The sequence below is a fragment of the Prescottella equi genome, assembly GCF_020171745.1.
Taxonomy (GTDB): Bacteria; Actinomycetota; Actinomycetes; order Mycobacteriales; family Mycobacteriaceae; genus Prescottella; species Prescottella equi_A.
Genome location: NZ_JAIVAH010000004.1, coordinates 63,180 through 88,259 on the forward strand (window position 1 = coordinate 63,180; position 25,080 = coordinate 88,259).

Annotated in this window: 26 protein-coding genes; 12 read left to right on the top strand and 14 right to left on the bottom strand. The window is 69.1% G+C overall.

Going from position 1 to position 25,080, the window contains the following annotated elements:
• The first annotated feature begins 135 nt into the window (after nt 1-135).
• From LCL87_RS01585 to LCL87_RS01595, 3 genes are read left to right on the top strand one after another with little or no spacing between them, the layout of a single operon-like run.
• Nucleotides 136-1,812 (top strand): peptide chain release factor 3, encoded by a 1,677-nt coding sequence (locus tag LCL87_RS01585; RefSeq protein WP_225015942.1) that lies wholly within the window; start codon nt 136-138, stop codon nt 1,810-1,812.
• Nucleotides 1,809-2,477, top strand: coding sequence for a nicotinamide riboside transporter PnuC (gene pnuC, locus LCL87_RS01590; protein WP_225015943.1), 669 nt, complete (start codon nt 1,809-1,811; stop codon nt 2,475-2,477). The genes LCL87_RS01585 and pnuC overlap by 4 nt, the downstream gene beginning before the upstream one ends.
• Nucleotides 2,478-2,505: 28 nt before the next feature.
• Complete coding sequence (locus tag LCL87_RS01595; protein WP_225015951.1) at nt 2,506-3,375, top strand: LLM class F420-dependent oxidoreductase; 870 nt, start codon at nt 2,506-2,508, stop codon at nt 3,373-3,375.
• 10 nt (nt 3,376-3,385) lie between these two features.
• Here the strand turns inward: LCL87_RS01595 and LCL87_RS01600 are convergent, their stop codons facing one another.
• Nucleotides 3,386-3,835, bottom strand: coding sequence for a MarR family transcriptional regulator (locus tag LCL87_RS01600; RefSeq protein ID WP_225015953.1), 450 nt, complete (start codon nt 3,833-3,835; stop codon nt 3,386-3,388).
• A gap of 145 nt (nt 3,836-3,980) precedes the next feature.
• On the opposite strand from LCL87_RS01600, the gene LCL87_RS01605 reads away from it, so the two are divergent.
• The 5 genes from LCL87_RS01605 to LCL87_RS01625 all read left to right on the top strand — a co-directional run bounded on the left by LCL87_RS01605 (nt 3,981) and on the right by LCL87_RS01625 (nt 8,601).
• On the top strand, nt 3,981-5,177 hold the full coding sequence (locus LCL87_RS01605) for an MFS transporter (protein ID WP_225015955.1): 1,197 nt from the start codon (nt 3,981-3,983) through the stop codon (nt 5,175-5,177).
• 43 nt (nt 5,178-5,220) lie between these two features.
• The gene (locus LCL87_RS01610; RefSeq protein WP_225015957.1) at nt 5,221-6,048 is read left to right on the top strand and encodes an aldo/keto reductase; all 828 of its coding nucleotides are present in this window, start codon (nt 5,221-5,223) and stop codon (nt 6,046-6,048) included.
• A gap of 120 nt (nt 6,049-6,168) precedes the next feature.
• Complete coding sequence (locus tag LCL87_RS01615) at nt 6,169-6,591, top strand: hypothetical protein (RefSeq protein ID WP_225015960.1); 423 nt, start codon at nt 6,169-6,171, stop codon at nt 6,589-6,591.
• 22 nt (nt 6,592-6,613) lie between these two features.
• Nucleotides 6,614-7,315 carry a response regulator transcription factor gene (locus LCL87_RS01620; protein WP_225015962.1) on the top strand — a complete coding sequence of 234 codons (702 nt, stop codon included), beginning with the start codon at nt 6,614-6,616 and terminating at the stop codon, nt 7,313-7,315.
• Nucleotides 7,312-8,601: a sensor histidine kinase gene (locus LCL87_RS01625; RefSeq protein WP_225015964.1), complete on the top strand. Its 1,290-nt coding sequence runs from the start codon at nt 7,312-7,314 to the stop codon at nt 8,599-8,601. The genes LCL87_RS01620 and LCL87_RS01625 overlap by 4 nt, the downstream gene beginning before the upstream one ends.
• A gap of 6 nt (nt 8,602-8,607) precedes the next feature.
• Here LCL87_RS01625 and LCL87_RS01630 read toward each other — a convergent pair whose 3' ends face one another.
• The 8 genes from LCL87_RS01630 to LCL87_RS01665 all read right to left on the bottom strand — a co-directional run bounded on the left by LCL87_RS01630 (nt 8,608) and on the right by LCL87_RS01665 (nt 15,963).
• Nucleotides 8,608-9,642, bottom strand: a complete 1,035-nt coding sequence (locus tag LCL87_RS01630) for an enoyl-CoA hydratase/isomerase family protein (RefSeq protein WP_225015966.1) — start codon at nt 9,640-9,642, stop codon at nt 8,608-8,610.
• Between the two features lie 25 nt (nt 9,643-9,667).
• Nucleotides 9,668-10,372, bottom strand: a complete 705-nt coding sequence (locus LCL87_RS01635; RefSeq protein WP_225015968.1) for a pyridoxine/pyridoxamine 5'-phosphate oxidase — start codon at nt 10,370-10,372, stop codon at nt 9,668-9,670.
• A gap of 9 nt (nt 10,373-10,381) precedes the next feature.
• On the bottom strand, nt 10,382-10,792 hold the full coding sequence (locus tag LCL87_RS01640) for a VOC family protein (RefSeq protein WP_225015970.1): 411 nt from the start codon (nt 10,790-10,792) through the stop codon (nt 10,382-10,384).
• Entirely contained in the window at nt 10,789-11,283 is a 495-nt protein-coding gene (locus LCL87_RS01645; protein WP_225015972.1) for a nuclear transport factor 2 family protein, read from the bottom strand. The genes LCL87_RS01640 and LCL87_RS01645 overlap by 4 nt, the downstream gene beginning before the upstream one ends.
• A 120-nt stretch (nt 11,284-11,403) precedes the next feature.
• Nucleotides 11,404-13,194 carry an ABC-F family ATP-binding cassette domain-containing protein gene (locus LCL87_RS01650; RefSeq protein WP_225015974.1) on the bottom strand — a complete coding sequence of 597 codons (1,791 nt, stop codon included), beginning with the start codon at nt 13,192-13,194 and terminating at the stop codon, nt 11,404-11,406.
• The gene (locus LCL87_RS01655; protein WP_225015975.1) at nt 13,194-14,129 is read right to left on the bottom strand and encodes a 4-(cytidine 5'-diphospho)-2-C-methyl-D-erythritol kinase; all 936 of its coding nucleotides are present in this window, start codon (nt 14,127-14,129) and stop codon (nt 13,194-13,196) included. Before LCL87_RS01655 ends, LCL87_RS01650 begins: the two co-directional genes overlap by 1 nt.
• A gap of 62 nt (nt 14,130-14,191) precedes the next feature.
• Nucleotides 14,192-14,935 (bottom strand): ABC transporter permease, encoded by a 744-nt coding sequence (locus LCL87_RS01660; protein WP_225015977.1) that lies wholly within the window; start codon nt 14,933-14,935, stop codon nt 14,192-14,194.
• Between the two features lie 68 nt (nt 14,936-15,003).
• Nucleotides 15,004-15,963, bottom strand: a complete 960-nt coding sequence (locus LCL87_RS01665; protein WP_225015980.1) for an ATP-binding cassette domain-containing protein — start codon at nt 15,961-15,963, stop codon at nt 15,004-15,006.
• A 109-nt stretch (nt 15,964-16,072) separates the two neighbouring features.
• Between LCL87_RS01665 and LCL87_RS01670 the strand changes: the two genes are divergently transcribed.
• Nucleotides 16,073-17,041, top strand: a complete 969-nt coding sequence (locus tag LCL87_RS01670; RefSeq protein ID WP_225015982.1) for a helix-turn-helix transcriptional regulator — start codon at nt 16,073-16,075, stop codon at nt 17,039-17,041.
• On the opposite strand, the gene LCL87_RS01675 is transcribed toward LCL87_RS01670, so the two are convergent.
• A complete protein-coding gene (locus LCL87_RS01675; protein ID WP_225015984.1) occupies nt 17,026-17,523 on the bottom strand; it encodes a nuclear transport factor 2 family protein in 498 nt (165 codons plus the stop codon). The genes LCL87_RS01670 and LCL87_RS01675 overlap by 16 nt on opposite strands.
• Before the next feature lie 137 nt (nt 17,524-17,660).
• Nucleotides 17,661-17,864 (bottom strand): transcription antiterminator/RNA stability regulator CspE, encoded by a 204-nt coding sequence (gene cspE / locus LCL87_RS01680; protein WP_137723532.1) that lies wholly within the window; start codon nt 17,862-17,864, stop codon nt 17,661-17,663.
• Between the two features lie 333 nt (nt 17,865-18,197).
• On the opposite strand from cspE, the gene LCL87_RS01685 reads away from it, so the two are divergent.
• The 3 genes from LCL87_RS01685 to LCL87_RS01695 are packed head-to-tail and all read left to right on the top strand — an operon-like array spanning nt 18,198 to nt 21,615.
• Nucleotides 18,198-18,407, top strand: coding sequence for a cation transporter (locus LCL87_RS01685; protein ID WP_225015985.1), 210 nt, complete (start codon nt 18,198-18,200; stop codon nt 18,405-18,407).
• An 8-nt stretch (nt 18,408-18,415) separates the two neighbouring features.
• Complete coding sequence (locus tag LCL87_RS01690) at nt 18,416-19,345, top strand: DUF8832 domain-containing protein (RefSeq protein ID WP_225015987.1); 930 nt, start codon at nt 18,416-18,418, stop codon at nt 19,343-19,345.
• A complete protein-coding gene (locus LCL87_RS01695) occupies nt 19,345-21,615 on the top strand; it encodes a heavy metal translocating P-type ATPase (protein WP_225015989.1) in 2,271 nt (756 codons plus the stop codon). Before LCL87_RS01690 ends, LCL87_RS01695 begins: the two co-directional genes overlap by 1 nt.
• A gap of 74 nt (nt 21,616-21,689) precedes the next feature.
• On the opposite strand, the gene LCL87_RS01700 is transcribed toward LCL87_RS01695, so the two are convergent.
• The 3 genes from LCL87_RS01700 to lppU form a co-directional block, all read right to left on the bottom strand.
• Nucleotides 21,690-23,300, bottom strand: coding sequence for an ABC transporter substrate-binding protein (locus LCL87_RS01700; protein WP_225015991.1), 1,611 nt, complete (start codon nt 23,298-23,300; stop codon nt 21,690-21,692).
• 124 nt (nt 23,301-23,424) lie between these two features.
• Entirely contained in the window at nt 23,425-24,246 is an 822-nt protein-coding gene (locus tag LCL87_RS01705; protein WP_225015993.1) for a hypothetical protein, read from the bottom strand.
• Between the two features lie 151 nt (nt 24,247-24,397).
• Nucleotides 24,398-25,003 (bottom strand): LppU family putative lipoprotein, encoded by a 606-nt coding sequence (gene lppU / locus LCL87_RS01710; RefSeq protein ID WP_510850684.1) that lies wholly within the window; start codon nt 25,001-25,003, stop codon nt 24,398-24,400.
• Nucleotides 25,004-25,080: the final 77 nt, after the last annotated feature.

Genomic DNA, 25,080 nt, shown 5'->3' on the forward strand with positions numbered 1-25,080 from the left:
GGACACTACGGCGGACACTACGACTGCGCGGCCGACCCCCGACACGAATATCCGCAAGCGGTGCCGACCTGTTACTCCGGCGCACGCCCCGAGTACCCTGGTAGCGGCCCCGATTCCCTTCTGAGAGGTTCACCGTTGACCAGCGCGCCCGACTCGGCCGAGATCACGACCGCCGAGAAGGCGTCGACCACCGCACCCAAGAACCTCTCGAACGAGGCGGGTCGACGACGGACATTCGCCGTCATCTCCCACCCCGACGCCGGTAAGTCGACGTTGACCGAGGCCCTCGCGCTGCACGCGAAGATGATCTCGGAGGCCGGCGCCGTGCACGGCAAGGCCGGCCGCAAGTCGACGGTCTCCGACTGGATGGAGATGGAGAAGGCCCGCGGCATCTCGGTGTCGTCGACGGCCCTCCAGTTCAACTACCACTCGGACGAGACGCCCGACGACCAGATCAACGTCGTCAACCTCGTCGACACCCCGGGTCACTCCGACTTCTCCGAGGACACGTACCGCGTCCTCACCGCGGTCGACGCCGCCGTCATGCTCATCGACGCCGCGAAGGGTCTCGAGCCGCAGACCCTCAAGCTGTTCCAGGTGTGCCGCCACCGCGGCATCCCCGTCATCACCGTGATCAACAAGTGGGACCGCCCGGGCCGCACACCGCTGGAACTGCTCGACGAGATCGACGAGCGCATCGGCCTCACCCCCACGCCGCTGTACTGGCCGGTCGGCATCGCGGGTGATTTCCGCGGTCTCCTCCGGCGCGGTGAGGACGGCGTCGCGAGCGAGTACATCCGGTTCACCCGCACCGCGGGCGGCGCCAAGATCGCGCCCGAGGAGATCCTCGACGCCGAGGCCGCCGAGGCTCGAGAGGGCGAGGAGTGGGTGACCGCGGCCGAGGAGAGCGAACTGCTCTCGGCCAGCGGTCAGGACCACGACCAGGAGCTGTTCCTGGCCGGGCAGACGTCGCCGGTGATCTTCGCGTCCGCGATGCTGAACTTCGGTGTCCGTCAGATCCTCGACACGCTCGTCGCGCTCGCGCCCGCCCCGCGTGCCCGCAAGGACGTCGCGGAGAAGCCGCGCGAGGTCACCGACCCGTTCAGCGCCGTCGTGTTCAAGGTGCAGGCCGGCATGGACACCGCGCACCGCGACCGCCTGGCGTTCATGCGCGTCGTGTCCGGCGTGTTCGAGCGCGGCATGGTCGTCACGCATGCGCAGACCGGCAAGCCGTTCGCCACCAAGTACGCGCTGACGGTGTTCGGCCGCGACCGCAACACGGTAGAGAACGCGTACCCCGGCGACATCGTCGGCCTGGTCAACGCCAATGCGCTCGCCCCCGGCCACACGCTCTTCAGCGACAAGAAGGTGGAGTTCCCGCCGATCCCGTCGTTCGCGCCCGAGCACTTCTCGGTGCTGCGCGCCGAGAGCGCCAGCAAGTACAAGCAGTTCCGCCGCGCCGTCGACCAGCTCGAGTCCGAGGGCGTCGTGCAGATCCTGCGCAACGACATCCGCGGCGACGCGTCCCCCGTGATGGCGGCCGTCGGCCCCATGCAGTTCGAGGTGGTCGCGGCCCGCATGAAGGCCGAGTTCAACGTCGAGGCCCGGATGGAGCCGCTCGGCTACGCGCTGTGCCGCCGGACCGACGCCGAATCCTCGGTCGAGCTGGGCCGTCAGCGCGGCGTGGAGGTCTTCACCCGCACCGACGGCGTCCTGCTGGCCCTGTTCAGCGACAAGTGGCGGCTGCAGTACATCCAGAAGGAGATGCCGGAGCTGACGCTCGAGCCGTTGGTCGCCGCAGGCGATCAGTGAGTCTCCTCCAGACCCTGTTCGACGCCGAACTGCACATCGGCGGCGCCACGATCCTGTGGCGCGAGATCATCGGGAACGCGTTCGGCATCGCGTCGGCGATCGGCGGGATGAGGCGCGTCGTGTGGGCGTGGCCGGTGGGCATCATCGGCAACGCCCTGCTGTTCACGGTGTTCATGGGCGCGCTGTTCCACACCCCGCAGGACCTCAACCTGTACGGCCAGGCCGGACGCCAGCTGCTGTTCATCACCGTGAGCGTGTACGGCTGGACACGCTGGCTGCAGTCGCGCAACGACTCCGGCAAGGCGGTACTGCCGCACTGGGCGTCCACTCGTGCGCGTATCGGCATGATCGCGACGATGGCGATCGGCACCGTCGTGTTCGCGAAGGTCTTCGAGGCGCTCGGGTCGTGGGGTCCGTGGCCCGACGCGTGGATCTTCACCGGGTCGATCCTCGCGACGTACGGCATGGCCCGCGGCTGGACCGAGTTCTGGCTGATCTGGATCGGCGTCGACGCCGTCGGTGTGCCGCTGCTCTTCAGCGGCGGTTACTACCCGTCGGCGCTGCTGTACCTGGTTTACGCGGGATTCGTGCTGTGGGGTTTCGCGGTGTGGCTGCGGATCCAGCGACAGTCCGCGCAGCAGTCGACGGCGATCGCGGCGGAATGATCCACCGACCGGTCCGGTTGGAACCGGTATGGCAGAGGTCACACACGACACGGCAGGCACTCCCCACTACGGAAAGTTCGGCGTCTGGCGGCACGCCTTCGGGCTGCAGCCCGAGGTAGGCGCCGAGATCGAACGACTCGGCTACGGCGCGATCTGGGCCGGCGGATCCCCGCCCGCCGACCTGCAGGTGATCGAGGACCTGATCGCCGGCACCGAGAAGATCACCGTCGCGACCGGCATCGTCAACATCTTCTCCGCACCGGCCGACGAGATCGCGAAGTCGTACCAGCGCATCGAGTCCCGCCACCCCGGACGCTTCGTCCTCGGCATCGGCGTCGGACATCCCGAGGTGCCCGGTATGGGCGTCGACAAGCCGTACGACGCCCTCGTCCGCTACCTCGACGTCCTCGACGACGCGGGCGTCCCGAAGAACCGGCGTGTCCTGGCCGCACTCGGCCCCAAGGTCATGAAGCTCGCGGCCGACCGCACCGCCGGCGCCCACCCCTATCTGACGCCTCCCGACCACACGCGTGAGGCACGGGAGATCCTCGGCCCCGACCCACTGCTCGCCCCCGAGCAGAAGGTGGTGCTGAGCACCGACGCGGACGCCGCTCGGACGATCGGCCGCGACGCCGTCGAGAACCCGTACCTGCATCTACGGAACTACCGGCGCAACCTCGAGCGCCTCGGTTTCCCGACCGAGGAACTCGACAACGGCGGCAGCGACCGCGTGATCGACGCGCTCGTCGCGCACGGGGACGCGGCCGCGATCGCCCCGCGGCTCACCGCACATCTCGACGCCGGCGCCGACCATGTCGCGATCCAGGTGCTGCCGATGGCGGGCGACCCGCTGCCCGCACTGCGGGAACTGGCCGCAGCACTGAAGATTGGCAGTTAGACGCCGCGTCCTACGACGCGGCGTGCAGCAGCGGCAGCGCGTCGACGAGAGGTGCCAGTTCGGGCACCTCTCGTGCCTCGGCGAGCGCACGCTCGAGGGTCGCGTCGTGGACCGGTCGCGCCTCCTCGAGCAACTTCCGGCCGTCCGGCGTGAGCTCGGTGTAGATGCCGCGCCGGTCGTCCGCGCACAGGATCCTGGTCAGCAGCCCCCGATCCTCGAGTCGATTGACCAGGCGGGTGGTGGCGCTGGCGCTGAGCGCCGCCGCGCGGGCCAGCTGCTGCATCCGCATGTGCCATCCGTCCTGCCTGCTCAGGGCGTCCATCACCGTGTACTCGACAACCGAGAGCTTCGCCTCGGCCTGCAGTGATCGCTCGAGTTCGGACTCGATCAGCCCGTGCAGCGCGGCGAGCGTCCGCCACCCCTGCGACCTGATCTCGACCGCATCGTCCCTGATGCCCACGATGCCTCTTTCCTGGTGACGAGCCTTACATCTTCAGATAGTTGCTTGCGCGGCATATCTACTCATGCAACTATTTATCCAGCGCCTGCAACTAACAGCTTACGCGCCTTATCTGCTCTCACCGCGTTTCAAGGAGCACTCCAACATGCCCATTGGCCTGATAGCCCTCGCCCTCGGCGGGTTCGGCATCGGATTGACCGAGTTCGTCATCATGGGAATGCTGCCCGAGGTCTCCACCGACTTCGCCGTCAGCGAGGCCACCGCCGGCTGGCTGATCTCCGGCTACGCGCTCAGCGTCGTCGTCGGCGCGCTGATCCTGACCGCTGCCGTCACCCGACTCCCCCGCAAACCCGTACTCGCAGGACTGATGGTCCTGTTCATCGTCGGGAACGCCCTCTCCGCGCTCGCCCCCGACTTCCCCACCATGTTGCTCGGCCGGGTCGTCGCGGCGCTCTGTCACGGAGCCTTCTTCGGAATCGGCGCCGTCGTGGCGGCCGACATGGTTGCGCCGAAGAAGAAGGCAGGAGCGATCGCGATCATGTTCACCGGGCTGACCGCGGCGAACGTCCTCGGTGTCCCCTTCGGGACGCTGCTGGGCCAGGCCGCGGGCTGGCGTTCGACGTTCTGGGCGATCAGCGCGATCGGCGTCGTCGCCCTGATCGGCATCCTCGCCCTGGTCCCCGCCACCGAGAGCGGAACCGCGGGAGCCACCGGACTGCGCGGTGAGCTGCGCGCCTTCCGCTCCGGACAGGTGTGGGCGTCGATCGCCGTCACGGTTCTCGGCTACGGCGGCATGTTCGGCGCCTTCACCTACATCGCCTTCACCCTGACATCCGTCAGCGGCTTCGCCGGCGCGACGGTGCCGTGGCTGCTCATGGTGTTCGGCGTGGGGCTCTTCGTCGGAAACACGCTGGGCGGCAGGGCGGCCGATCGAAACGTCGACGCCACGCTCCTGGCGGCCCTGTCCGTGTTGACCGTCGTCCTCGCCGTCTTCGCGCTGACAGCCGCGAGTCCCGTCATGGCGGTCGTGTCCCTGTTGCTGATGGGCATCTTCGGCTTCGCGACCGTCCCCGGCCTGCAGATGCGCGTCATGAAGTACGCCAGCGAGGCGCCCACGCTCGCGTCCGGTGCCAACATCGGCGCCTTCAACGCGGGCAACGCGTTCGGCGCCTGGATCGGCGGCGTCACCATCTCGGCGGGCCTCGGCTACACCTCACCGATCTGGGCGGGTGCCGCCATCACCCTGGTGGCGGTCGCCGTCATGGCACTCGCGACCCGGAAGGCGAACAGCCGCAGGGGTATCGAACCCGCACCACGCACCGGGCATCTCGCCGGTGTCTGACCGTCCCGAACCGACGGACCTTCACATCCATCCGAGGAGAATCATGTCCACCCTCCCCACCATCACCCTGAACAACGGCGTCGCGATGCCGCAGATCGGCTTCGGCGTCTTCCAGGTGCCCGACGACGAGACGACGGCGGCGGTCACCGCGGCCCTCGATGCCGGCTACCGCTCGATCGACACTGCAGCCGTCTACGGCAACGAGTCCGGAACCGGAAAAGCCCTGGCCGCCTCCGGTATCGCGCGCGACGAGCTGTTCGTGACGTCCAAGCTGTGGAATACCGACCAGGGCTACGACGCCACCCTGGCGGCATTCGAAGCGAGCCTGGACCGGCTCGGCCTCGACTACCTCGACCTGTACCTGATCCACTGGCCGGCCCCCGCCCACGATCGATACGTCGACTCCTGGCACGCGCTCGAGAAGCTTTACGCGGACGGGCGTGTTCGGGCGATCGGCGTCTCGAACTTCCTGCCCGAGCATCTGCGGCGGGTGCTCGACGCCGGCACGATCGTCCCCACCGTCAACCAGATCGAACTGCACCCGGCACTGCAGCAGCGCGATGTGGTCGAGTTCGGCGACGCCCACGGCATCGCCACCGAAGCGTGGAGCCCACTGGCGCAGGGTGCGGTCCTGAACGAGCCGGCGATCACGCGGATCGCGGCCGACCACGATCGGACGCCCGCCCAGATCGTCCTCCGCTGGCACCTGCAGCAGGGGCGAATCAGCATCCCGAAGTCCGTGACGCCCTCGCGAATCCGCGAGAACCTCGACGTCCTCGACTTCGAACTGTCTGCCGCCGAAGTGGCGGAAGTCGACGCTCTCGACCGCGACGGACGGACCGGGCCGCACCCGGCTGAATTCAACGGCTAGTCCCCAGCCGACTTCCCTCATCAACCCCTAAGACTTCACCAACGGCCCCCAAGTTCTGCGCTCGTAACTTCGTCGGTGTCGGAGCCACCGGGGCTCCGACACCGAACGAGGAGCCAGCGCATGAACATGTCCTTCGTCAGCCGCTTCACCCGCCGCAAGGTCGCCGCCGTTGCCATCGGCGTCGCCGCCACAGCCGCCCTGGCCGTGCCGGGCGTCGCGTGGGCACAGAACGCGATCCCGGGCAGCTCGTCGCCGGTGGCTGTCGCCACCCCGGCCGCCGAGAGCACCCCGGCAGCCCAGCTCACCCCCGCGTCCGACGTCTCCGCGATCGACGCCGACGGCAAGAACTGCTCGGTGTCGGTGAATCCGATCACCGACGAGGAACTGCAGAAGCTGATCGACGAGGGCAAGGCCGCGGGGATCGAGATGTCGATCGCCACCGCGACCACCGAGTCCACTCCCGCCGACCGGGTCGGGCAGGACGACGTCTTCGTGGCGGACTCGAAGGACGGAGCGGTCACCGTCACATCGGTGAACTGCTGACCACTCGATGAACGCAGGCACTATGGATGCAGTGACCGCTAGTGCCCGCATCCTGCTCGTCGACGACGACCCCAAGGTCCTGTCCTCCCTCACGCGGGGGCTCCGCCTGTCCGGTTTCGATCTCGAGACCGCCGACGACGGGGCCTCCGCGCTGCGGGCCGTCGCGGCATCGCGCCCCGACGCGATCGTCCTCGACGTGAACATGCCGGTCCTGGACGGGGTGAGCGTGGTCACGGCGCTGCGGGCGATGGGCAACGACGTTCCGATCTGCGTGCTCAGCGCGCGCAGCACGGTCGGCGACCGGATCGCGGGACTCGAGGCCGGCGCCGACGACTACCTCACCAAGCCGTTCGAGCTGGGCGAACTGGTGGCCAGGCTGCGGGCCCTGCTGCGGCGGGCACCGCACACCCCGGCACCGGCCGGGACCGTCACGGTGGGTCCTCTGGAGGTAGACCTGCCGGGCCGCCGCGTCCACATGGGCGGCGAACGCGTCGACCTCACCAAACGGGAATTCGATCTGCTCGAGGTACTGGCCGAGAACGCCGGGATCGTGCTCAGCCGAGTGCGCCTACTGGAACTGGTGTGGGGCTACGACTTCGACGCGGACACCAACGTCGTGGACGTCTTCGTGACGTACCTGAGGAGAAAGCTGGAGGCGGGCGGAATGCCGCGCGTGCTGCATACGGTCCGGGGCGTCGGCTTCGTACTGAGGGAGAAGCCGTGACCGCGCGCCGACGCTCGCTGTCGCTCCGAGCCCGCGTCGCACTGGTGTCCGCCCTCGCCGCCACGATCGTGATCGGCGCGATCGGTGTGGCATTCGTGGTCTTCCTGCGGGTCAACGGTTCCGATCAACTCGACCGCGCACTCGATTCGGTGTCGCTCAGCATGTCGACGAACTCGGCGACGACCCACACGTTCACGGAGACTCCCGCAATCGAGACCATGCCCTCGAGCGTCGCCGCGGCAACGCTCGAGGAACCGGTGCGCACGACCACGATCGACGGTGCCGCCGTGCGCGCGAAGGACGTCCAGATCGCCGGCGGCCTCGGGCAGGTGGTGGCCGTGTCGGTCCCGGAGGACACGCTCAGTCGCGCCATCCGCGAGCAGCAGTGGCAGGTCGCCGGGGCCGCGGTCGTCGCGATCGCCGTCGCGGCCGGCCTGGGCTGGTTGCTCGCCGGGCGCGCTGTCCGGCCGCTCCAGCGCCTCGCCGCGGCCACGCACGACGTGCGCGACGACCTCCCGTCGCCACTTCCCCACATCCGCGGGTCCCGCGAAGCAGAGGACCTGGCCGAGGCCATCGAGCTCATGCTCGACCGGATCCGCAAGGCCCAGAACAGAACCCGGCAGGCACTCGGATCGGCCCGCGACTTCGCTGCCGTCTCGGCACACGAATTGCGTACCCCACTCACCTCGATGCGCACCGACCTCGAGGTGCTCGCCACCATGCCGCTCACCGCCGATCAGCGCACCGAGATCCTCACCGAACTGCGCGCCACGGAACGCCAGATCGAGTCGACCCTGACCGATCTGGAGAGCCTCGCGGTGGGTGAACTGTCCGACGTCGCCGATCACGAGGATCTCGACCTCGTCGAGGTAGCGGACCGGTGCGTGCAGGAGTCGAAGCGCCGGCTCCCTGACGTGGAGGTAGGACTGACCGCCCCGCCGACGCTGCCGATGCGCGGACTGCCGTCGGGGCTGCGCATGGTCCTCGAGAATGCCGTCACCAACGCCGTCCGGCACGGTCTCGCGGACCGGATCGAGATCGGTGTCGGCCTCGACGCACGCGGGATCACGATCACCGTCGACGACAACGGCATCGGCATCCCGGACCACGAGCGGACCACCGTGTTCGATCGCTTCGCCCGCGGAGCGTCCGCGCACCCCGACGGATCGGGGCTCGGGCTCGCGCTCATCGCGCAGCAGGCGGAGCTGCACGGCGGCACCGCCGAGCTGACCGACAGTCCGCTCGGCGGCGCCAGGCTACGACTCGAGCTGCCCCGGACCGTCTGACCGCGGTTACTCCGCCAGGTCGGCCGTGATCTCGGTGAACAGCGCCTCGATCGCCTCGGCGTCGATGTCGTCGACCGACGGCGGATTCCACGACGGGTTGCGGTCCTTGTCGACCAGCACGGCCCGCACGCCCTCGATGAAGTCGGCGTTGCGAGTGACCTCGGCGCCGAGTACCAGTTCGAGGTCGAGGCACTGCTCGAGGGTCAGGTCCGCGCCCCGGCGCACCAGCTCGGCAGTGATCCACAGGCTGCTCGGAGCCAGCGTCGTGAGGGCCTCACGGGTCTGCTTGGTCCACTCGTCGTCACCGGTCAGCCGCGCCACCATGTCGGTGATGTCGCCCGACCCGAAGACCCGATCGATCTCGCCCAGCTGATCCTTCAGCCCCGACGCCGGCGCATCGGTGGTGTGCCGCGCCAGCACCGCGTCCAGATCCGTGCCGCTCATCGCGCGGATGTCGTCAGCGAGTGCGCCGAGCTTGTCGCTCGGCACGAAGTGCGTGGCCAGGCCGGCGAAGACGGCGTCGGCCGCCGACGCGCGGGCCCCGGTCAGGCCCAGGTACATGCCCGTCGCGCCGGTCAGCCGCGGCAGGAAGTAGCTGGCACCGATGTCGGGGAAGAAGCCGATGGCCGTCTCTGGCATCGCGAGGCCGGCCTTCTCGGTGACCACGCGCACCGAACCGTGCACCGAGATTCCGAGTCCGCCGCCCATCGCGTGACCGTCGATCAGCGCGATGTAGGGCTTGGGGTAGTTCGCGATGAGCGCGTTGAGCTTGTACTCGGTTTCGAAGAACGCGTGGACCGCGTTGTGGTCGCGGTCGAGGGCGGACTGACGGACGGACTTGATGTCGCCGCCCGCGCAGAAGGCGCGCTCCGACGCGCTGGTCACCAGCACCGCCGTGATCGCGTCGTCGTCGCGCCACTTGGTCAACGCGGCATACATGTCGCGAATCATGCTGCTGTCCAAGGCGTTGAGCGCCCTCGGTCGATCGAGCACGATCTCCGCGACGTTTCCGTGCACCTGGGTCTGGATGAACGACGTCATCGCATCTCCCTTCCTGTCGAACTGTTCACGGCCACAACGCGTCGAGGCGCCAACCGGACCCTTCCGGGGGAAGGAGGCGCCGGTAGCGGACACGCAGGTGCCGTCGGCCCGGATCTGCGTGCCAGAACTCGACTGTCGCCGGAACCAGACACCAAGCCTGCCAGGTTGCCGAAACGAACGATCGGTCGGCCTCCATCTCGGATTCCGCGGCCCGGACAACGGCGTCGTACTCTGCAGCGTCGGCGAGGATCTCGCTCTGTCGACTGGCCGCGGCCACCGCTCGCGCGGTGACGGACCTCTCGCGGAAGTCGCGGGCGCTCACGTCGGCGTCGCCCCGCTCGATCCGTCCACGCACCCGCACCTGACGGCCCTGTTCCCGCCAGTAGAAGGTCAGCGCCGCGGCGGGGTGCGCCCCGAGCTGCGCGGCCTTCGGCGAACGCTCGTCACCCGAGAACCACCACCCGCGCTCGGTGACGTCCTTGAGCAGCAGCGTGCGGGCATCCGGGTCGCCCGACGGATCGACCGTCGACAGTGTCGCGACGTGCGGTTCCACGACGCTCGCGGCGACCGCCTCCTCGAGCCAGGACACGAACAGCGCGACCGGATCCGCGGGCAGGTCCGGATCGCCGGGCATCGGCAGACCGCTCGACGGGGGTGACGTGGTCGCGCCCGGAAACGCGCGGATCCAGCTACGGGTGTCGGGGAACTCGGCGGGGGACGGAACAGCCACCGATCGACCCTATCGAGCGGAGTCCTCCTTCGCCGGACCCGAGAGCATCCAGCGATGCCCGAACGGGTCGATCAGCGTCGCGTTGCGCCGGCCGTAGTTCTCGGAGATCCAGCGCTCGACGATGCCGCCGGCGTCGTGGGCACGCTCGAGCACCGCGTCGGTGTCGTCGACCGGGAGCATCAGGCTCACCGACGTCGCACCCGACTCGGGTGCCGTCAGGCCCATCTCCGGGAACTCCTCGGCCAGGTAGATCATCCCGGTCGGCAGGCGCACTTCGGCATGCCCGATCCGCCCGTCGTCCATCACGATCGGCTCACCCACGACCTCGGCCCCGAACGCCTTGCGGTACCACTCGAGCGCCTCCCGGGCCCCGCGCACCGTCAGATAGGGCAGGGCGCCTGCGGCCGGGAAATCGGTCACGGGGCCACCCCGGACACCCCCGGCTGCGGTGACCCGATCAGTGCCCATCGGTTGGAGGTGAGACGGAAACTCGGCACGTCGGCCAGCGAGTACACCGATTCGTAGGTGCGCTCGTACGAGGTGTGCGCGATCTTCCACCGTCCGGCGGCGTCGCGGGCGTAGCGGTCCTGATAGAACGCCGCGCCGTGCATCAACATCTGGTCGCCCGGCACCACGACGGTGTCGGACAGGTACCAGATGCCCGTCGCGGTGTCGCCGTGGACATCGATCTCGGGGTGCCCACAGTGGTGCTCGGTGATGACGTGCGGCCCGAGTGTGTCCTGCAGGAACGACACGAAAGCGTCCCGAGAGTCGAACCGCAGATGCTCGGCATAGGTGGCCGTCGCATCCGGTAGCAGCGTCTCTGCGAAATCCGCCCAGGACTTCGTGTCGAGGGCGCGCACGTACCGGTATTTGAGCCGACTGATCTCGGCTATCGCCTCCAGATCCACGATGCCCGCCCTCCACCCCGCATGTCGGTGACAACTGCAGGCTATCCGCCCACACGCCCGAATGGGGTGTGTAGTGCGATTATCGTTGCCCGGCAGCGACAACGGAGCGATTCGCCGCAGTCACTCGAGTTCGGACGCGAGCTCCATCCACTGCTCCTCGGCCGCTTCCTTCTCGGCCACCACCTGCTTGAGCTCGGCGTCGAGGGTCATCAGCTTCGACGGATCGGTCGAGGCCTCGGCCAGCTGGGCGTGCAGCTTCGTCTCGCGCTCGTCGAGCTTGGCGACCGCGCGCTCGAGCCGCGACAGCTCCTTGCGGGCCGCACGATCGGCGGCGCCGTCGCGCGCCACCTTGGGAGCGGCGGCACCGGCCGTGGACGCCACCGACTGCGCCACGTTCTCCGGCTTCTGCGCCAGCACCGCGCGCCGGCGCAGGTACTCCTCGATGCCACCGGGCAAGTTGGTCAGCTTGCCGTCGCCGAACAGCGCCCACGTGGTGTCACAGATCCGCTCGATGAGGTAGCGGTCGTGGGAGATGACGACCATCGTGCCCGCCCAGCCGTCGAGCAGGTCCTCGAGCTGCTGCAGGGTGTCGATGTCGAGGTCGTTGGTGGGCTCGTCGAGCAGCAGCACGTTGGGCTCGGCCATCAGGACGCGGGTGAGCTGCAACCGGCGACGCTCGCCGCCGGACAGGTCGCCGACCGGCGTCCGCTGCCGGGCCGGCGCGAAACCGAGCCGCTCGGCGAGCTGACCGGCCGAGATCTCCTTGTCGCCCAGCGTGATCCGCTCCGCGACGTCCTTGACGGCGTCGAGCACCCGCATGTCGGTGGGCAGGTCGTCGAGTTCCTGACGGAGCCAGCCGATCTTGACGGTCTGGCCCTGGATCCGCTTGCCGGACGCCGGTTCCAGCTCGCCCGCGAGGGTGCGCAGCAGCGTCGTCTTGCCGGAGCCGTTGACACCGACCAGGCCGACACGCTCGCCCGGCGCGAGACGCCACGTGAGGTCGTGGACCAGTTCGCGGCCGTCCGGCGTCGTGAGCTTCGCGTCCTCGAGTTCGATGACGACGCGGCCCAGCCGCCGCTTCGCGAACGACGCGAGCGCGATGCTGTCGCGCGGGGCGGGGACGTCGGCGATCAGGGCCTCGGCGGCCTCGACCCGGTACTTGGGCTTGGAGGTGCGGGCCTGCGGACCGCGGCGCAGCCACGCGAGTTCCTTGCGCGCCAGGTTCTGCCGCCGCTCCTCCGCGGCGTCCGCCTGGCGGGACCGCTCGGCGCGGGCGAAGATCCAGTCGTTGTAGCCGCCCTCGTAGCTCTCGACCTTGCCGCCCACCACTTCCCAGGTGCGGTTGGCGACGGTGTCGAGGAACCAGCGGTCGTGGGTGACGACGACCAGCGCCGAGCGCCGCGACACCAGGTGCTCGGCGAGCCACTGCACGCCCTCGACGTCGAGGTGGTTGGTGGGCTCGTCGAGCACGAGCAGATCGAGTTCCTGCACGAGCGCCGCGGCGAGTGCGACGCGGCGGCGTTCGCCACCGGAGAGTCCGTCGACCGACGCGTCGAGTCCGAGGTTGTCGATGCCGATGCCGGCGAGGATGCCGCGGATGCGGGCGTCACCGGCCCACTCGTGGTCCGCGACACCGAGCGGGCCCAGGACCACGTCGCCGACCGTCGAGCCCGCGGGCAGCACACCGCGCTGGGTCACGACCGCCATCCGCAGACCGCCGACCCGGCTGACCCGGCCCGAGTCGGGCTCCTCGATCCCGGCGAGCACCTCGAGCATCGTCGTCTTGCCGCCACCGTTGAGGCCGACGACGCCGATCCGTTCGCCCTCCTGCACACCGAGTGACACGGAATCGAGCAGCGGCTTGATGCCGAAGGACTTCGAAACCTGTTCGAGATTGATCAAATTCGCCATCAGTGGCTGCCTTCCGGCTCGGAGTCGATCAGGCGTGCGCCGGGCACCGGCCCGCTCGCGACGCGCACGGTGCGGCACACTCCCGCACCCGAGAGTTCCGCCCCCACCGCGACCGCGGCGTCCGCGTCCGCGCACAGGAACGCGCACGTGGGGCCGGAGCCGGACACGATGCCGGCGAGCGCGCCGGCCGTCACGCCGGCACGGAGCGTGCGACGCAGGTCGGGGGCCAGCGACAACGCGGCCGCCTGCAGGTCGTTGCCCAGCAGCGGCGCCAGCGCCTCGGCGTCACCGGACGCGAGGGCGTGCATGAGGTCGTCGACGTCGCCGACGCGCGGTGGGTCGCCCTCGGCGCGCAGTCGGTCGAGTTCACGGAACACTGTCGGCGTCGACAACCCGCCCTTGGCGAGCGCGAGTACCCAGTGGAACGAGTTGCGGGACAGCACCGGCAGCAGCTTCTCGCCGCGCCCGGTGCCGACGGCGGTGCCGCCGTGCAGCGAGAACGGGACGTCGCTGCCCAGTCGTGCCGCGAACTCGGACAGCGCGTCCCGGCTCAGATCGAGTCGCCACAGTTCGTTGAGGGCCACCAGCGCGGCGGCCGCGTCGGCGCTGCCGCCGGCCATGCCGCCGGCCACCGGGATGCCCTTGACGATGGAGATCTCCACGTCGGGCGCGATCCCCGCCTCGGCGGCCAGCATCTCCGCGGCCTTCCAGACGAGATTGGTGTGATCGGTCGGCACCGACCCCGCACCCTCCCCACGGACCCGGACCGACAACGCGTCGGACGGGATCACGGACACGTCGTCCGCCAGCGACAGCGCCTGGAAGACGGTGCTCAGCTCGTGGTAGCCGTCTTCCCTCAGGTCACCGACCGCAAGGTGCAGGTTGACCTTGGACGGCGCCCGAACCGTGACGGGGCGTGGAACGACGGAAAGCACAGGTTCCAACAATAGGCGGTGCGCCCGAGGTGACGAAAACGCACCTCAGGCGCCACTTCCGTCTAGCGGACGGACCGCACGCCGATGCCGAGTCCCACGACCGCGACGGTGAGGGCCGCGACGACGCCCGACAGCACCGTCCCGGACGCGAGATCACCCGCGAACAGGGCCCGCTCGGCGTCGACGACGTAGCCGAGCGGGTTGATCGCGACGAGCCCGCGCATCCAGCCCGGGGCGTCGTCGAGCGGGAGCATCGTGCCGGACAGGATGAGCATCGGGAACATCAGCGTCTGCTGCACCACCCAGAACATCCAGTCCTGGTCCCGCACGGCCAGCGCCAGCGCGTACGACAGCGCACCCAGGCCCACCCCGAACACGCCCAGCAGCACGATGCCCACGACCGCGCCCAGGGGATCGACGTCGAGCCCGAGAGGCAGGGCCACCAGGATGATCAGAACCGCCTGCGCCGCAAGGGGAACCATCTCCTTCGCGGCCCGGCCGATCAGCAGCGACGAGCGGTGCAGGGGCGTCACCAGCATCCGCTCGTGCGAACCCTGCTGCATCTCCATCAGCAGATTCGAGCCCGTCATCGACGTGCCGAAGATCGCGATCATCACCAGCACGCCGGGGATGAACCAGTTCCACACGCCCTCCCCCATGCCCGGGACGTTCTTCAACAGCGGGCCGAACAGCGCGAGCAGGATCAGCGGCTGAGCGAGGCTGAACACGACGCTCACTGGGTCGCGCAGCGTGGGCCGCAGTTCGCGGGCCATCACGATGCCGCTGTCGCGGACGATTCCGGTCATGAGAGGTCTCCTCGGGTCTGGCGGTCGAGTGGTGTGGGAGGGACGGAGTGGCACGGAGGGGCACAGCCTCACGCGGCGGCCGTCTCGCGCAGGCTGCGTCCGGTGAGGCCGAGGAAGACGTCGTCGAGCGTGGGACGCGCGATCTCGGCGGTCGCGACGCGCAGGCCGGACATCTCAGCTCGTCGCAGCAGCTCCGGTAGCGTCGCGTCGCCCTCGCTCGTGCGAATCCGCGCCGATGCCCCGGCCACCGTGACGTCGCGGACCGTGACGAGTTCCCCGGCCAGCCGGGCCGCCTCCGCCGCCGCGTCGGCGTCGTCGAAGCCCACCGTCAACAGATCGCCCGCGAGATCCGCCTTGAGCGCGGACGCGGTGTCGTCGGCGATCACCGTGCCGCGGTCGATGACGATCACCCGTTCGGCCATCGCGTCGGCCTCTTCGAGGTAGTGCGTCGTGAGCACGATCGTGGTGCCCATCGATTCCCGCAGTCGCAGGATGTGATCCCACAGGTTGGCCCGGCTCTGCGGATCCATGCCGGTGGTCGGCTCGTCGAGGAACAGTAGTGGCGGCCGGTGCACCAGTCCGAGCGCGATGTCGAGGCGTCGGCGCTGGCCGCCCGACAGGGTGCTGACCTTCCGGGTGGCGAGGTCCTCGAGATCGAGGGCCGCGAGCAGTTCGTCCGCGCGTGCATCCGACGCCTGCCTCGTCATGTCGTAGCAGCGCCCCTGCGTCACCAACTCGTCCCGGACGCGCTGGTTGTGCCCGGCCCCGCTCCCCTGCCCGACGTAGCCGATCCGGCGGCGGACCTCGTCGCGGTCCGCGGTGACGTCGAAACCGGCCACCTGCGCGCGGCCCGCGGTCGGTGGCAGCAGTGTGGTCAGCATCCGGAGCGTGGTCGACTTGCCCGCGCCGTTCGGTCCGAGCAGTGCCACCAGTTCGCCCTCCGCGACGTCGAGATCGACGTCCACGACCGCGTCGATCGTGTTCTTGCCCTGCTCGAAGCGTTTGGACAACCCCTCCGTGCGGATCATCGCGTGCATCGTCGTGCCTCCCCGTTTTCGTGGTTCGTTCTGTCTCACCACGAAAACTAGGAGCAATTGCGGACACCTAGCGTCCGCAATCTCTGGGATGCTCCGACGTATGCGGGAAACTTCGGCACGGCTGCTCCGGCTGCTCTCCCTGCTCCAGACCCGACGGGACTGGTCGGGCGTGGAACTCGCCGAGCGCCTGGACATCACCCCACGGACGGTGCGACGCGACGTCGACAAGCTGCGCGGCCTCGGCTATCCGGTCGACGCGACCGTCGGCGTCGGCGGCGGCTACCGGCTCGGCGCGGGCGCGGAGATGCCGCCTCTGCTGCTCGACGACGACGAGGTGCTCGCCGTCGCGTTCGGCCTGCAGTCCGGGGCGACGGGCTCTGTCGTGGGCATCGGCGAGTCGTCGGTGCGTGCGCTCGCCAAGCTGCGGCAGGTCATGCCGTCACGGCTGCGGCACCGGCTCGAGGCGCTGCAGGTGGACGTCGTGCAGCGCGAACCCGCCCCGAGCGCGGTGGACGCCGCGGTGCTGTCGGCGATCGCGTCGGTGTGCCACGGCCACGAGCGCCTCCGCTTCGACTACCGGGCCCACGACGGCAGCGAGAGCCGGCGCGAGGTCGAGCCGTATCGGCTGGTCCGTTCCGGGCCGCGCTGGTACCTCGTGGCGTGGGACCTGTCGAGGGAGGACTGGCGGTCGTTCCGCGTCGACCGCATGGACCCGAAGATTCCGACCGGGCCGCGCTTCACTCCGCGCGAGCTCCCGCCCGGGGGCGCCGCGGAGTTCGTCGCGCGCGGCATCGGCCGGGCGGTGACGCGCGTGCGCGCCCGGGTTCTGCTGCACGCTCCGATCGAGGACATCGCGCCGATGGTGGACGCCGCGTGGGGCACGCTCGAGGACGCGCCGGACGGCCGCTGCGTGGTGGCGTTGGGCGGCGAGTCCCCGTCCTCGATCGCGCGCTGGCTCAGCGCGTTCGACGTCGACTTCACGGTGCTCGATCCGCCGGAACTGCGCGACGAGTGCCGGCGCCGGGCCGAGCACCACGCGCTGGTCGCCGAGCGCTACCGCGGCGCCTGACCGGGCACGTCCATCCAACTGCCGCCGACGTCGTTGCGGATCCAGTCGACCTCGATCCGGCGGTCCGCGATCGCCCACCGGCCGTCGCGGCGCTCGAACCGGTCCAGGTAGCGCAGCCACACGACAAGGAAGTTGCGGGTGGAGTTGCCCGCGTCGGCCGCACTGGTGTGCTGTGCAACCGCGTAGGTCTCGGTGTCGGCCGTGTCACCGTCCAGTTCGATCAGCTGGTTACCGGCGAAATGGAAGGTGCGATCGAACAGTCCGAAGCCGCCCGGGTCGGCGAGGAACTGCATGAATTCGTCCACCCCGCCCTGGTAGAACGGCGCGTAGTCGTTGTGGGCGTCTGCGAAGAAGCAACCTCGCACCAGGTCCCAGTCGCGGCGATCGACGCCCCGGAAGTAGCGGAGCAGTACGTCGCCGATCTCGGCCCGGTCCGCGAGTGCACGGAGTTCGTCGGCAGTCACCGTCGTCCCTTCGGTCACGTGAGCACGGTTGCCGAACCCTACTTCCGAAGCGGCGGAGGCGCCGCGAAACCGCCCGCGAAACGCCGAAACGGGGCCCCATCCTCGCGGATGGAGCCCCGTTCACGTCAGATCCCGAGCATTGCCCGGGAGCGAAATCAGATCGCGGTGACGTCGGTGGCCTGCGGGCCCTTGTTGCCCTGGCCGATCTCGAAGCGAACGCGCTGGTTCTCCTCGAGGGTGCGGAAGCCGTTGGTCTGGATGGCCGAGTAGTGGACGAAGACGTCGGCGGAGCCGTCGTCGGGCGCGATGAAGCCGAAGCCCTTTTCAGCGTTGAACCACTTCACGGTGCCTTCTGCCATGTTTCTTTCTCTCCTCTTGCAAACTGCAAACTCGGGAAACCCAGGTCAGGGGTTCCCGGGCCGGTGTCACACGGCGGCTTTGCGATTCCCAAGAGAGAATCCATCCGCCCGCAACTTCAGGATTTGCGAGCGTGGACTAACACAAACACAAAAACTACGACCGACATCAGTCAACCACACCCTGCCCGCATGCGCCCGGGGACCCTCGTCACACTTTGCCGCCGTGACGCAAATCCGTCCCACCCCCCTTGCAAGTTGATACCCCCCAGGGGTACCTTTCGAGTATCACCGAAGTACCCACACGGGGTACTGGTACCAGAGCAAGGAGCCGACATGAGCACCGCCGAATACACCGTCACCGGAATGACCTGCGGACACTGCGTCTCCTCGGTGAAGGAAGAGGTCGGCGCGATCGCCGGCGTCTCGGACGTCGCGGTCGACCTGAAATCGGGCCGCCTCACCGTCACCTCCGCAGACCCGCTCGCCGTCGACGCGGTCACCGCCGCGGTCGAGGAAGCGGGCTACACCGCTCAGCCGATCTGAGGAATCCGATGCGAACGTCCACCACGCTCATCACCTACGCCGGAGGGCTCGCGGTCGTCTTCGCCGCGGCCCTCGGCGTGGGTGCCGTCACGGGAAGCCCGATCGACATGACGAGCACACACACCGACAGCCACGCGGCCGCCGACCCCGAGCCCGCCTCGGGCGTCCCCGCCGGGTTGCAGGTCTCGCAGGACGGCTACACCCTCGGCGAGGTCACCTCGCCCACCCTCGCAGGCCAGACCGGCACCCTGAGCTTCCGCATCCTGGACGCGAACGGCACGCCGGTCCGTGAGTACGACGACCTCCACGAGAAGCAACTGCACCTGATCGTCGTCCGATCGGACACCAGCGAGTTCCGGCACGTCCACCCCACGCTGGGCACCGACGGCACGTGGTCGATCGACTGGACCTGGCCGACCGGCGGCACCTACCGAGTCTTCGCCGACTTCCAGGCGAGCGACGCGCCCGGCCAGCTCACGCTGGGACGCGACGTCGACGTCGCCGGCGATGTCCAGCCCACACCGCTGCCGCCCGCGTCGCGCACCGCGACCGTCGACGGCTACACGGTCACCCTCGGCGGCGACCTCACCACGGCGGGCGGACCGCTGACGCTCACCGTCACGCGGGACGGCGTTCCCGTCAACGATCTCGACCCCTACCTCGGCGCCTACGGTCACCTCGTCGCGCTGCGCACCGGCGACCTCGCCTACCTGCACGTCCACCCGGAGGGCGAACCCGGTGACGGCGTCACCGCACCCGGCCCGGACGTCACGTTCCACGCGCAGGCCCCGAGCGCCGGCACCTACCGACTGTTCCTCGACTTCCAGCACGAGGGCACCGTCCGCACCGCGGAGTTCACCGTTCCGGTGGGCCCGACGACCACCCCCACCGCGGGATCCACACCCGCACAACATGACGGTCACGAAGGAGGACACTGATGACTACCGCCGATCTCACCACCGGCCGTAACGACACCATCGAACTCGCGATCGGCGGTATGACGTGCGCCTCGTGTGCCGCCCGAGTCGAGAAGAAGCTCAACAAGATCGAGGGCGTCACCGCCACCGTCAACTACGCCACCGAGAAGGCGAAGATCGCCTTCCCCGAGGGTGTCAGCACCGACGACCTCGTCACCGCGGTGGAGAACGCCGGCTACTCCGCGACCCTGCCGACTCCCCCGGCAGCCGACGGGCAGGGCACGGGCGACGATCAGAGTCACTCCGCAGGCGATCGCGAACTCGCCGCCCTGCGCACCCGGCTGATCGTCTCGGCGATCCTGTCGATTCCGGTGATCGCGATGGCGATGATCCCGGCCCTGCAGTTCGACAACTGGCAATGGCTGTCGCTCACCCTCGCCGCGCCGGTGATCGTGTGGGCCGGCCTGCCGTTCCACCGCGCCGCCTGGACCAACCTGCGGCACGGCACCGCCACGATGGACACCCTCATCTCGCTCGGCACCACCGCCGCGTTCGCGTGGTCGCTGTACGCGCTGTTCTTCGGCACCGCCGGTGCGCCCGGTATGAAGCACGCGTTCGAGCTGACCGTCAACCGGATGGACGGCGCCGCCAACATCTATCTCGAGGTGGCCGCCGGCGTCATCACGTTCGTGCTCGCCGGACGGTACTTCGAGTCCAAGTCCAAGCGGACCGCCGGCGCCGCGCTGCGCGCCCTGCTCGAACTGGGCGCCAAGGAAGTCTCGGTACTGCGTGACGGTGTCGAATCCCGCATCCCCGCAGACCAATTGCGCGTCGACGACCTGTTCGCGGTCCGACCCGGCGAGAAGATCGCCACCGACGGTGTCGTGGTCGAGGGCAACTCGGCCGTCGACATGAGCATGCTCACCGGCGAATCGGTGCCCGTCGAGGTGGGAGTCGGCGACGACGTCGTCGGTGCCACCGTGAACGCGGGCGGACGGCTCGTGGTGCGAGCCCGCAGGGTGGGCAGCGACACCCAGCTCGCCCAGATGGCCGCGCTCGTCGAGGACGCCCAGAACGGCAAGGCCGAGGTGCAACGCCTCGCCGACCGGATCGCCGGCGTGTTCGTCCCGATCGCGATCGCGATCTCCGTTGCCGCGCTCGGCTACTGGATCGGCACCGGCAATCCCCTGCAGATGGCCTTCACGGCCGCCGTCGCGGTGCTCATCATCGCCTGCCCGTGCGCCCTGGGCCTGGCCACCCCGACCGCCCTACTGGTCGGCACCGGCCGCGGCGCCCAGCTCGGCGTCCTCATCAAGGGACCCGAGGTCCTCGAAACCACCCGCGGCGTCGACACCATCGTGCTCGACAAGACCGGCACCGTCACCACCGGCAAGATGACACTGATCGACGTGGTCACCGCCGACGGCGTCGACCGCGACGAGGCGCTGCGACTGGTGGGCGCGCTCGAGAACGCGTCCGAGCACCCGATCGCCCAGGCTGTCGCGGCGGGAGCCGCCGACGGCGTCGGAACCCTGCCCGCCGTCGAGGATTTCGTCAACGTCGAGGGCAAGGGCGTGCAGGGCGTCGTCGACGGCCACGCCGTGGTCGCCGGACGCGAGAGCCTGCTCGCGGACTGGTCGCTGCACCTGTCCGACGACCTCGCCGACGCGAAGCGAGAGGCCGAGAAGCTGGGCCGCACCGCGATCGCGGCCGGCTGGGACGGACAGGCCCGCGCCGTGTTCGTGGTCGCCGACGCGATCAAGGACACCAGCGCGGACGCCGTGCGCCGGTTCAAGCAGCTGGGCCTGAACCCGGTCCTGCTCACCGGCGACAACGAGACCGTCGCCCGGACCGTCGCGGCACAGGTCGGCATCGACACCGTCATCGCCGAGGTGCTGCCCGGCGACAAGGTCGACGCCGTCAAGCGTCTGCAGGCGGACGGCAAGGTCGTGGCGATGGTCGGCGACGGCGTCAACGACGCGGCCGCGCTCGCCCAGGCCGATCTGGGTCTGGCGATGGGTACCGGCACCGACGTCGCGATCGAGGCCGCCGACATCACCCTGGTCCGCGGCGACCTCCGCTCGGCTGCCGACGCGATCGAACTGTCCCGCAAGACCCTGCGCACCATCAAGGGCAACCTGTTCTGGGCCTTCGCCTACAACGCGGCGGCGATCCCGCTCGCCGCGGCGGGTCTGCTGAACCCGATGCTCGCCGGTGCCGCGATGGCGTTCTCGAGCGTGTTCGTCGTCAGCAACAGCCTGCGACTGCGACGGTTCGCCCCGTCTGCCTAGTCGGAGAAGAACGAGGGCCCGGCGACCGTGTGGTCGCCGGGTCCTCGTCACGTCACCGTGTCAGTTGCGGTCGATCAGTTACGACCGGCCTTGTCGAGCAGCATGATTCCCGTCGCGGTGGGAACCACACCGCCGACGTTCTTCTGCCACGCCACGTAGATCATCACCGAGCTCACCGGGACGCTCGGAACGGTCTCGTTCCACAGCGTCTGGATCTCGGCCAGCACGCCGCGGATCTGGTCGTCACCGTCGGCCGCCTGCAGCTTGTCGAGCAGCCCCTCCATCTGCGGGTTCGAGTAACCCGCGAAGTTGGCCGTGGACGTCGCCGACAGAGTGGTGTCGAGACCCAGGTACGGAATGGCCTCGTACAGGCCGATACCGGCGTGCGCCATGTCGTAGTCACGCTGGACGTACACCTGCTTGACGATGTCACCGGCGTTGTTGGCATTGATGATGTTCACGGTGAAGCCGACCGCCTGCAGCAGCGACTGCACCGCCAGGCCGATCGCGGCCTCGCTCGGCTCCTGCAGCACGATGTAGTTCAGCTTGCCGTCGTAGCCGTCGGCCTTGGCCTCGTCGAGCAGCTTGCGGGCAGCGTCCGGATCGAACGGCACGCCCTCGACGTCGGTGGCCCAGCGGGACAGATCGTTGAACATGGCCTTGCCGGGCAGGCCCAGACCGTTGTCGCCGCGCTGACCGACCAGCTCCGGATCGATCGCCAGCGCAATCGCCCTGCGCACCCGCACATCCGCGCCCGGCCGGCCCTCACGGTTGTTGACCAGTTCGGCACCACCGCTGTTGAGGATGCTGAAGGAGCCGGGGTAGCCGGCGTCGATCGTGTCGTAGATCGCCTGCGGATTGCCGCGCAGGAAGCCGATGTCGATGCCGTTGGTGCGCATCGACTCCAGGTTCTCCCGCGAACCGCTCAGCGCGATGAACTTGACCTTGTCCGACTTGGGCTTGCCGTTCCAGTAGTCGGCGCGCGCCGTGAGCACCCGCTCCTCGTTGGGGGCGTAGTGATCCAGGACGAAGGGGCCGGCACCGATCGGCTTGAACGCCTCGCCCTCGCCCGCGCTGGGCGCGACGATCATGCCGTGGCCGAGCGCCAGCATCGACGGGAACGTCGGCCACTTCTTGTTCAGCCGGAACTCCACCGTCTGCGGGTCGACGGCAGTGGTCGACTCGACGGCGTCGATCCACACTGCGGCGCCGTTGCCCTTGTTGGTGTTGTAGCGGTTGATGCTCGCCACCACCGCGTTCGCGTCGAGCGGCGTTCCGTCGCTGAAGGTGACGCCGGGGCGCAGCTTCAGCGTCCAGACGTTCCCGGTCTGATCGGCAGTCAGCGACTGAGCCAGACGCGGCACGAAGTCGCCCGTCTTCTCGTCGTACCGGAGCAGGACGTCGTAGACGGCGGCCAGTTCGTCACCGCCGCTGCCGCCGCGCGCGGTGGTCCTGGCCGGATCGAGCACCGCCGCCAGCGCCTGCACGCTGAACGTGAGCTGCGGCGTGGAACCGGTCGGCTCCGCGGCCTGATCTCCTACCAAGCCCACCGCGGGCGGGGTGCGGGTACCGCTGGTCTCGCTGCTGTCGCCGCCGTTCTCCGAACTGGCGCAGCCCGCGAGCGCCAGCGCACCCACCACCAACACCGCCGTCAGGCTCTTACCGAACCTCGCCCTGCTACCCACGCACCCTCCAGCCGCTCAGGTGTGACTCCCGCCACACATCCGCGGAGACGTTATCCGGCGGCGGAACGTACGGAATGCCCGGTCCCATTGAGCGGGAGAAAGTGCGCGTGGATGGCGTGGGATGCTAGGAGAAGACGCTGCCGAACAGGCTGCCGAGGCTGCCCAGGGAACCCGCGCTGCCGGTCGGCTCGGGATCGTTCTTGGCAAAGTCGGTGGTGCAACCGTTGAACTGCACCGCATCCACCAGCGTCGACGTCGCCGCCGAGCCCGACCCGACGCTCACGCCGTAGTGCTCGACGGTCGCGTTCGGATTGGCCGCGGAGATCGCCGCCAGCGTGGTCGGGACACGATCCTTCGCACCGTCGATGTTCTGGGTGCTCCACCACTGACCCTTCTGGATCTGCGCGTGCTCCGCACCGTCGACGACGGCGGTGCCGGGCTCCGCGACCCACACGAGCGTGGTGAAGCCGTTGGCGAACTTGCCTCCGGTGGTGCCCAGCAAACGGATCTGGAACGACGCGGTGGACGTGGTCGCCTTCTCTGCGAAACCGATGTCCTTCGAGATGACGTCCGAGAGCTTGACGCTGTCGGCCTCGTGGTACCACGCGGTGCGGTCCGACGGCCCTGTGACGGCCAGCTCGAGGGAGCCGTTCTCGTCGAGGACGTTGCTCGCGGAGTACGCGGCCTCCTGCCCCTTCTCGTCGTCGAACGGAACACCCCAACCCGCGGGCGTCGACTCGGTCGACAGTGCGGCACAAGAGAATCCACCGGCGGGCTCTTCCGAGGAACTGCCGAGCGAACCGGAACTACCGAGGGATCCGGAGGCACTGCCCAGGGAGCCGCCGAGCGAGCCGGATGCGGCCGAGGACAGAGCCGGCGAGACCAGGATCGCGGTACCGGCGATCGCGACCACCGTGGCGACGCGACGAAGCGAGCTACTCGACATAGGAAGACCTTTCGGATGCGGAAACAGGCTGTACTCCAACGAAGTTAGAGAGCCACAGCCCGTTTCCGCTGCCCCGGAAGCCACCTTCGGTACGAAAGGAGGAGGAGTTTCCTACGAAAGTAGGAGGCCCCTCCGGGCCGCTCCGGGACGCCTACAGCGGACGGATCGTCTCCGTGCACACCGTGAATTCGCGCTCGTCGTGGACGTACCCACCCTCCGAGCACTGCTCGACGTCCGTGACGCCCTCGACGACCTCGATCGCGCGCTCGATACCCGGAGCGTACGGGTCGTTGCAGTCGACGCGCTGCGGTTCGTCGTCGTCGCCCTCCGGCACGCTCATGCACCCGCCCATCACCCAGTCGATGTCGAGGCACAGCGCACCACGCTCGTTGCCCCACTTGGTCTCGTAGTAGACCTGATCGACGTCCGACGCGCACTGCGCGTTCTTCGCAGCCTTGCCGACGACCTTGTAGTTGGATCTACTACTGCCACAGACTGCTTCGTCGATCGTTGCGGCGTCGGCCGTGCCACCCAGACGCACGCAGTCACCGATCTCGACGTCGATGTCGACCCGGCCGCCCTGGTCGGCACTCCGCGGCGCGGACGTCGCCGTCGATGTCGTCCCGTCCGTGGAGGTACTCGCGGCCGTCGCCGTGCCCTCCACGGACGTCCCGCACCCTGCCGCAGTCAACGCCGCGGCCACGACCAGCACGGCACCGGATCGTCGCAGAATCGTCCGAATTCCCTTGTTCACAATCACATTCCTCACACCAACCCCCTGACCGGGGACCACACATCGACGGTCCGGAACAACGGACCGTTCGGACCATTGTG

What these genes read in the sequence shown, in the direction of transcription:
- LCL87_RS01595 (WP_225015951.1), top strand. Translation starts at nt 2,506, where the DNA reads ATGGCAGAGGTCACACACGACACGGCAGGCACTCCCCACTACGGAAAG.
- LCL87_RS01605 (WP_225015955.1), top strand. Translation starts at nt 3,981, where the DNA reads ATGCCCATTGGCCTGATAGCCCTCGCCCTCGGCGGGTTCGGCATCGGA.
- LCL87_RS01610 (WP_225015957.1), top strand. Translation starts at nt 5,221, where the DNA reads ATGTCCACCCTCCCCACCATCACCCTGAACAACGGCGTCGCGATGCCG.
- LCL87_RS01615 (WP_225015960.1), top strand. Translation starts at nt 6,169, where the DNA reads ATGAACATGTCCTTCGTCAGCCGCTTCACCCGCCGCAAGGTCGCCGCC.
- LCL87_RS01620 (WP_225015962.1), top strand. Translation starts at nt 6,614, where the DNA reads ATGGATGCAGTGACCGCTAGTGCCCGCATCCTGCTCGTCGACGACGAC.
- LCL87_RS01630 (WP_225015966.1), bottom strand. Translation starts at nt 9,642, where the DNA reads ATGACGTCGTTCATCCAGACCCAGGTGCACGGAAACGTCGCGGAGATC.
- LCL87_RS01650 (WP_225015974.1), bottom strand. Translation starts at nt 13,194, where the DNA reads ATGGCGAATTTGATCAATCTCGAACAGGTTTCGAAGTCCTTCGGCATC.
- LCL87_RS01660 (WP_225015977.1), bottom strand. Translation starts at nt 14,935, where the DNA reads ATGACCGGAATCGTCCGCGACAGCGGCATCGTGATGGCCCGCGAACTG.
- LCL87_RS01665 (WP_225015980.1), bottom strand. Translation starts at nt 15,963, where the DNA reads ATGATCCGCACGGAGGGGTTGTCCAAACGCTTCGAGCAGGGCAAGAAC.
- LCL87_RS01670 (WP_225015982.1), top strand. Translation starts at nt 16,073, where the DNA reads ATGCGGGAAACTTCGGCACGGCTGCTCCGGCTGCTCTCCCTGCTCCAG.
- cspE (WP_137723532.1), bottom strand. Translation starts at nt 17,864, where the DNA reads ATGGCAGAAGGCACCGTGAAGTGGTTCAACGCTGAAAAGGGCTTCGGC.
- LCL87_RS01685 (WP_225015985.1), top strand. Translation starts at nt 18,198, where the DNA reads ATGAGCACCGCCGAATACACCGTCACCGGAATGACCTGCGGACACTGC.
- LCL87_RS01690 (WP_225015987.1), top strand. Translation starts at nt 18,416, where the DNA reads ATGCGAACGTCCACCACGCTCATCACCTACGCCGGAGGGCTCGCGGTC.
- LCL87_RS01695 (WP_225015989.1), top strand. Translation starts at nt 19,345, where the DNA reads ATGACTACCGCCGATCTCACCACCGGCCGTAACGACACCATCGAACTC.
- LCL87_RS01705 (WP_225015993.1), bottom strand. Translation starts at nt 24,246, where the DNA reads ATGTCGAGTAGCTCGCTTCGTCGCGTCGCCACGGTGGTCGCGATCGCC.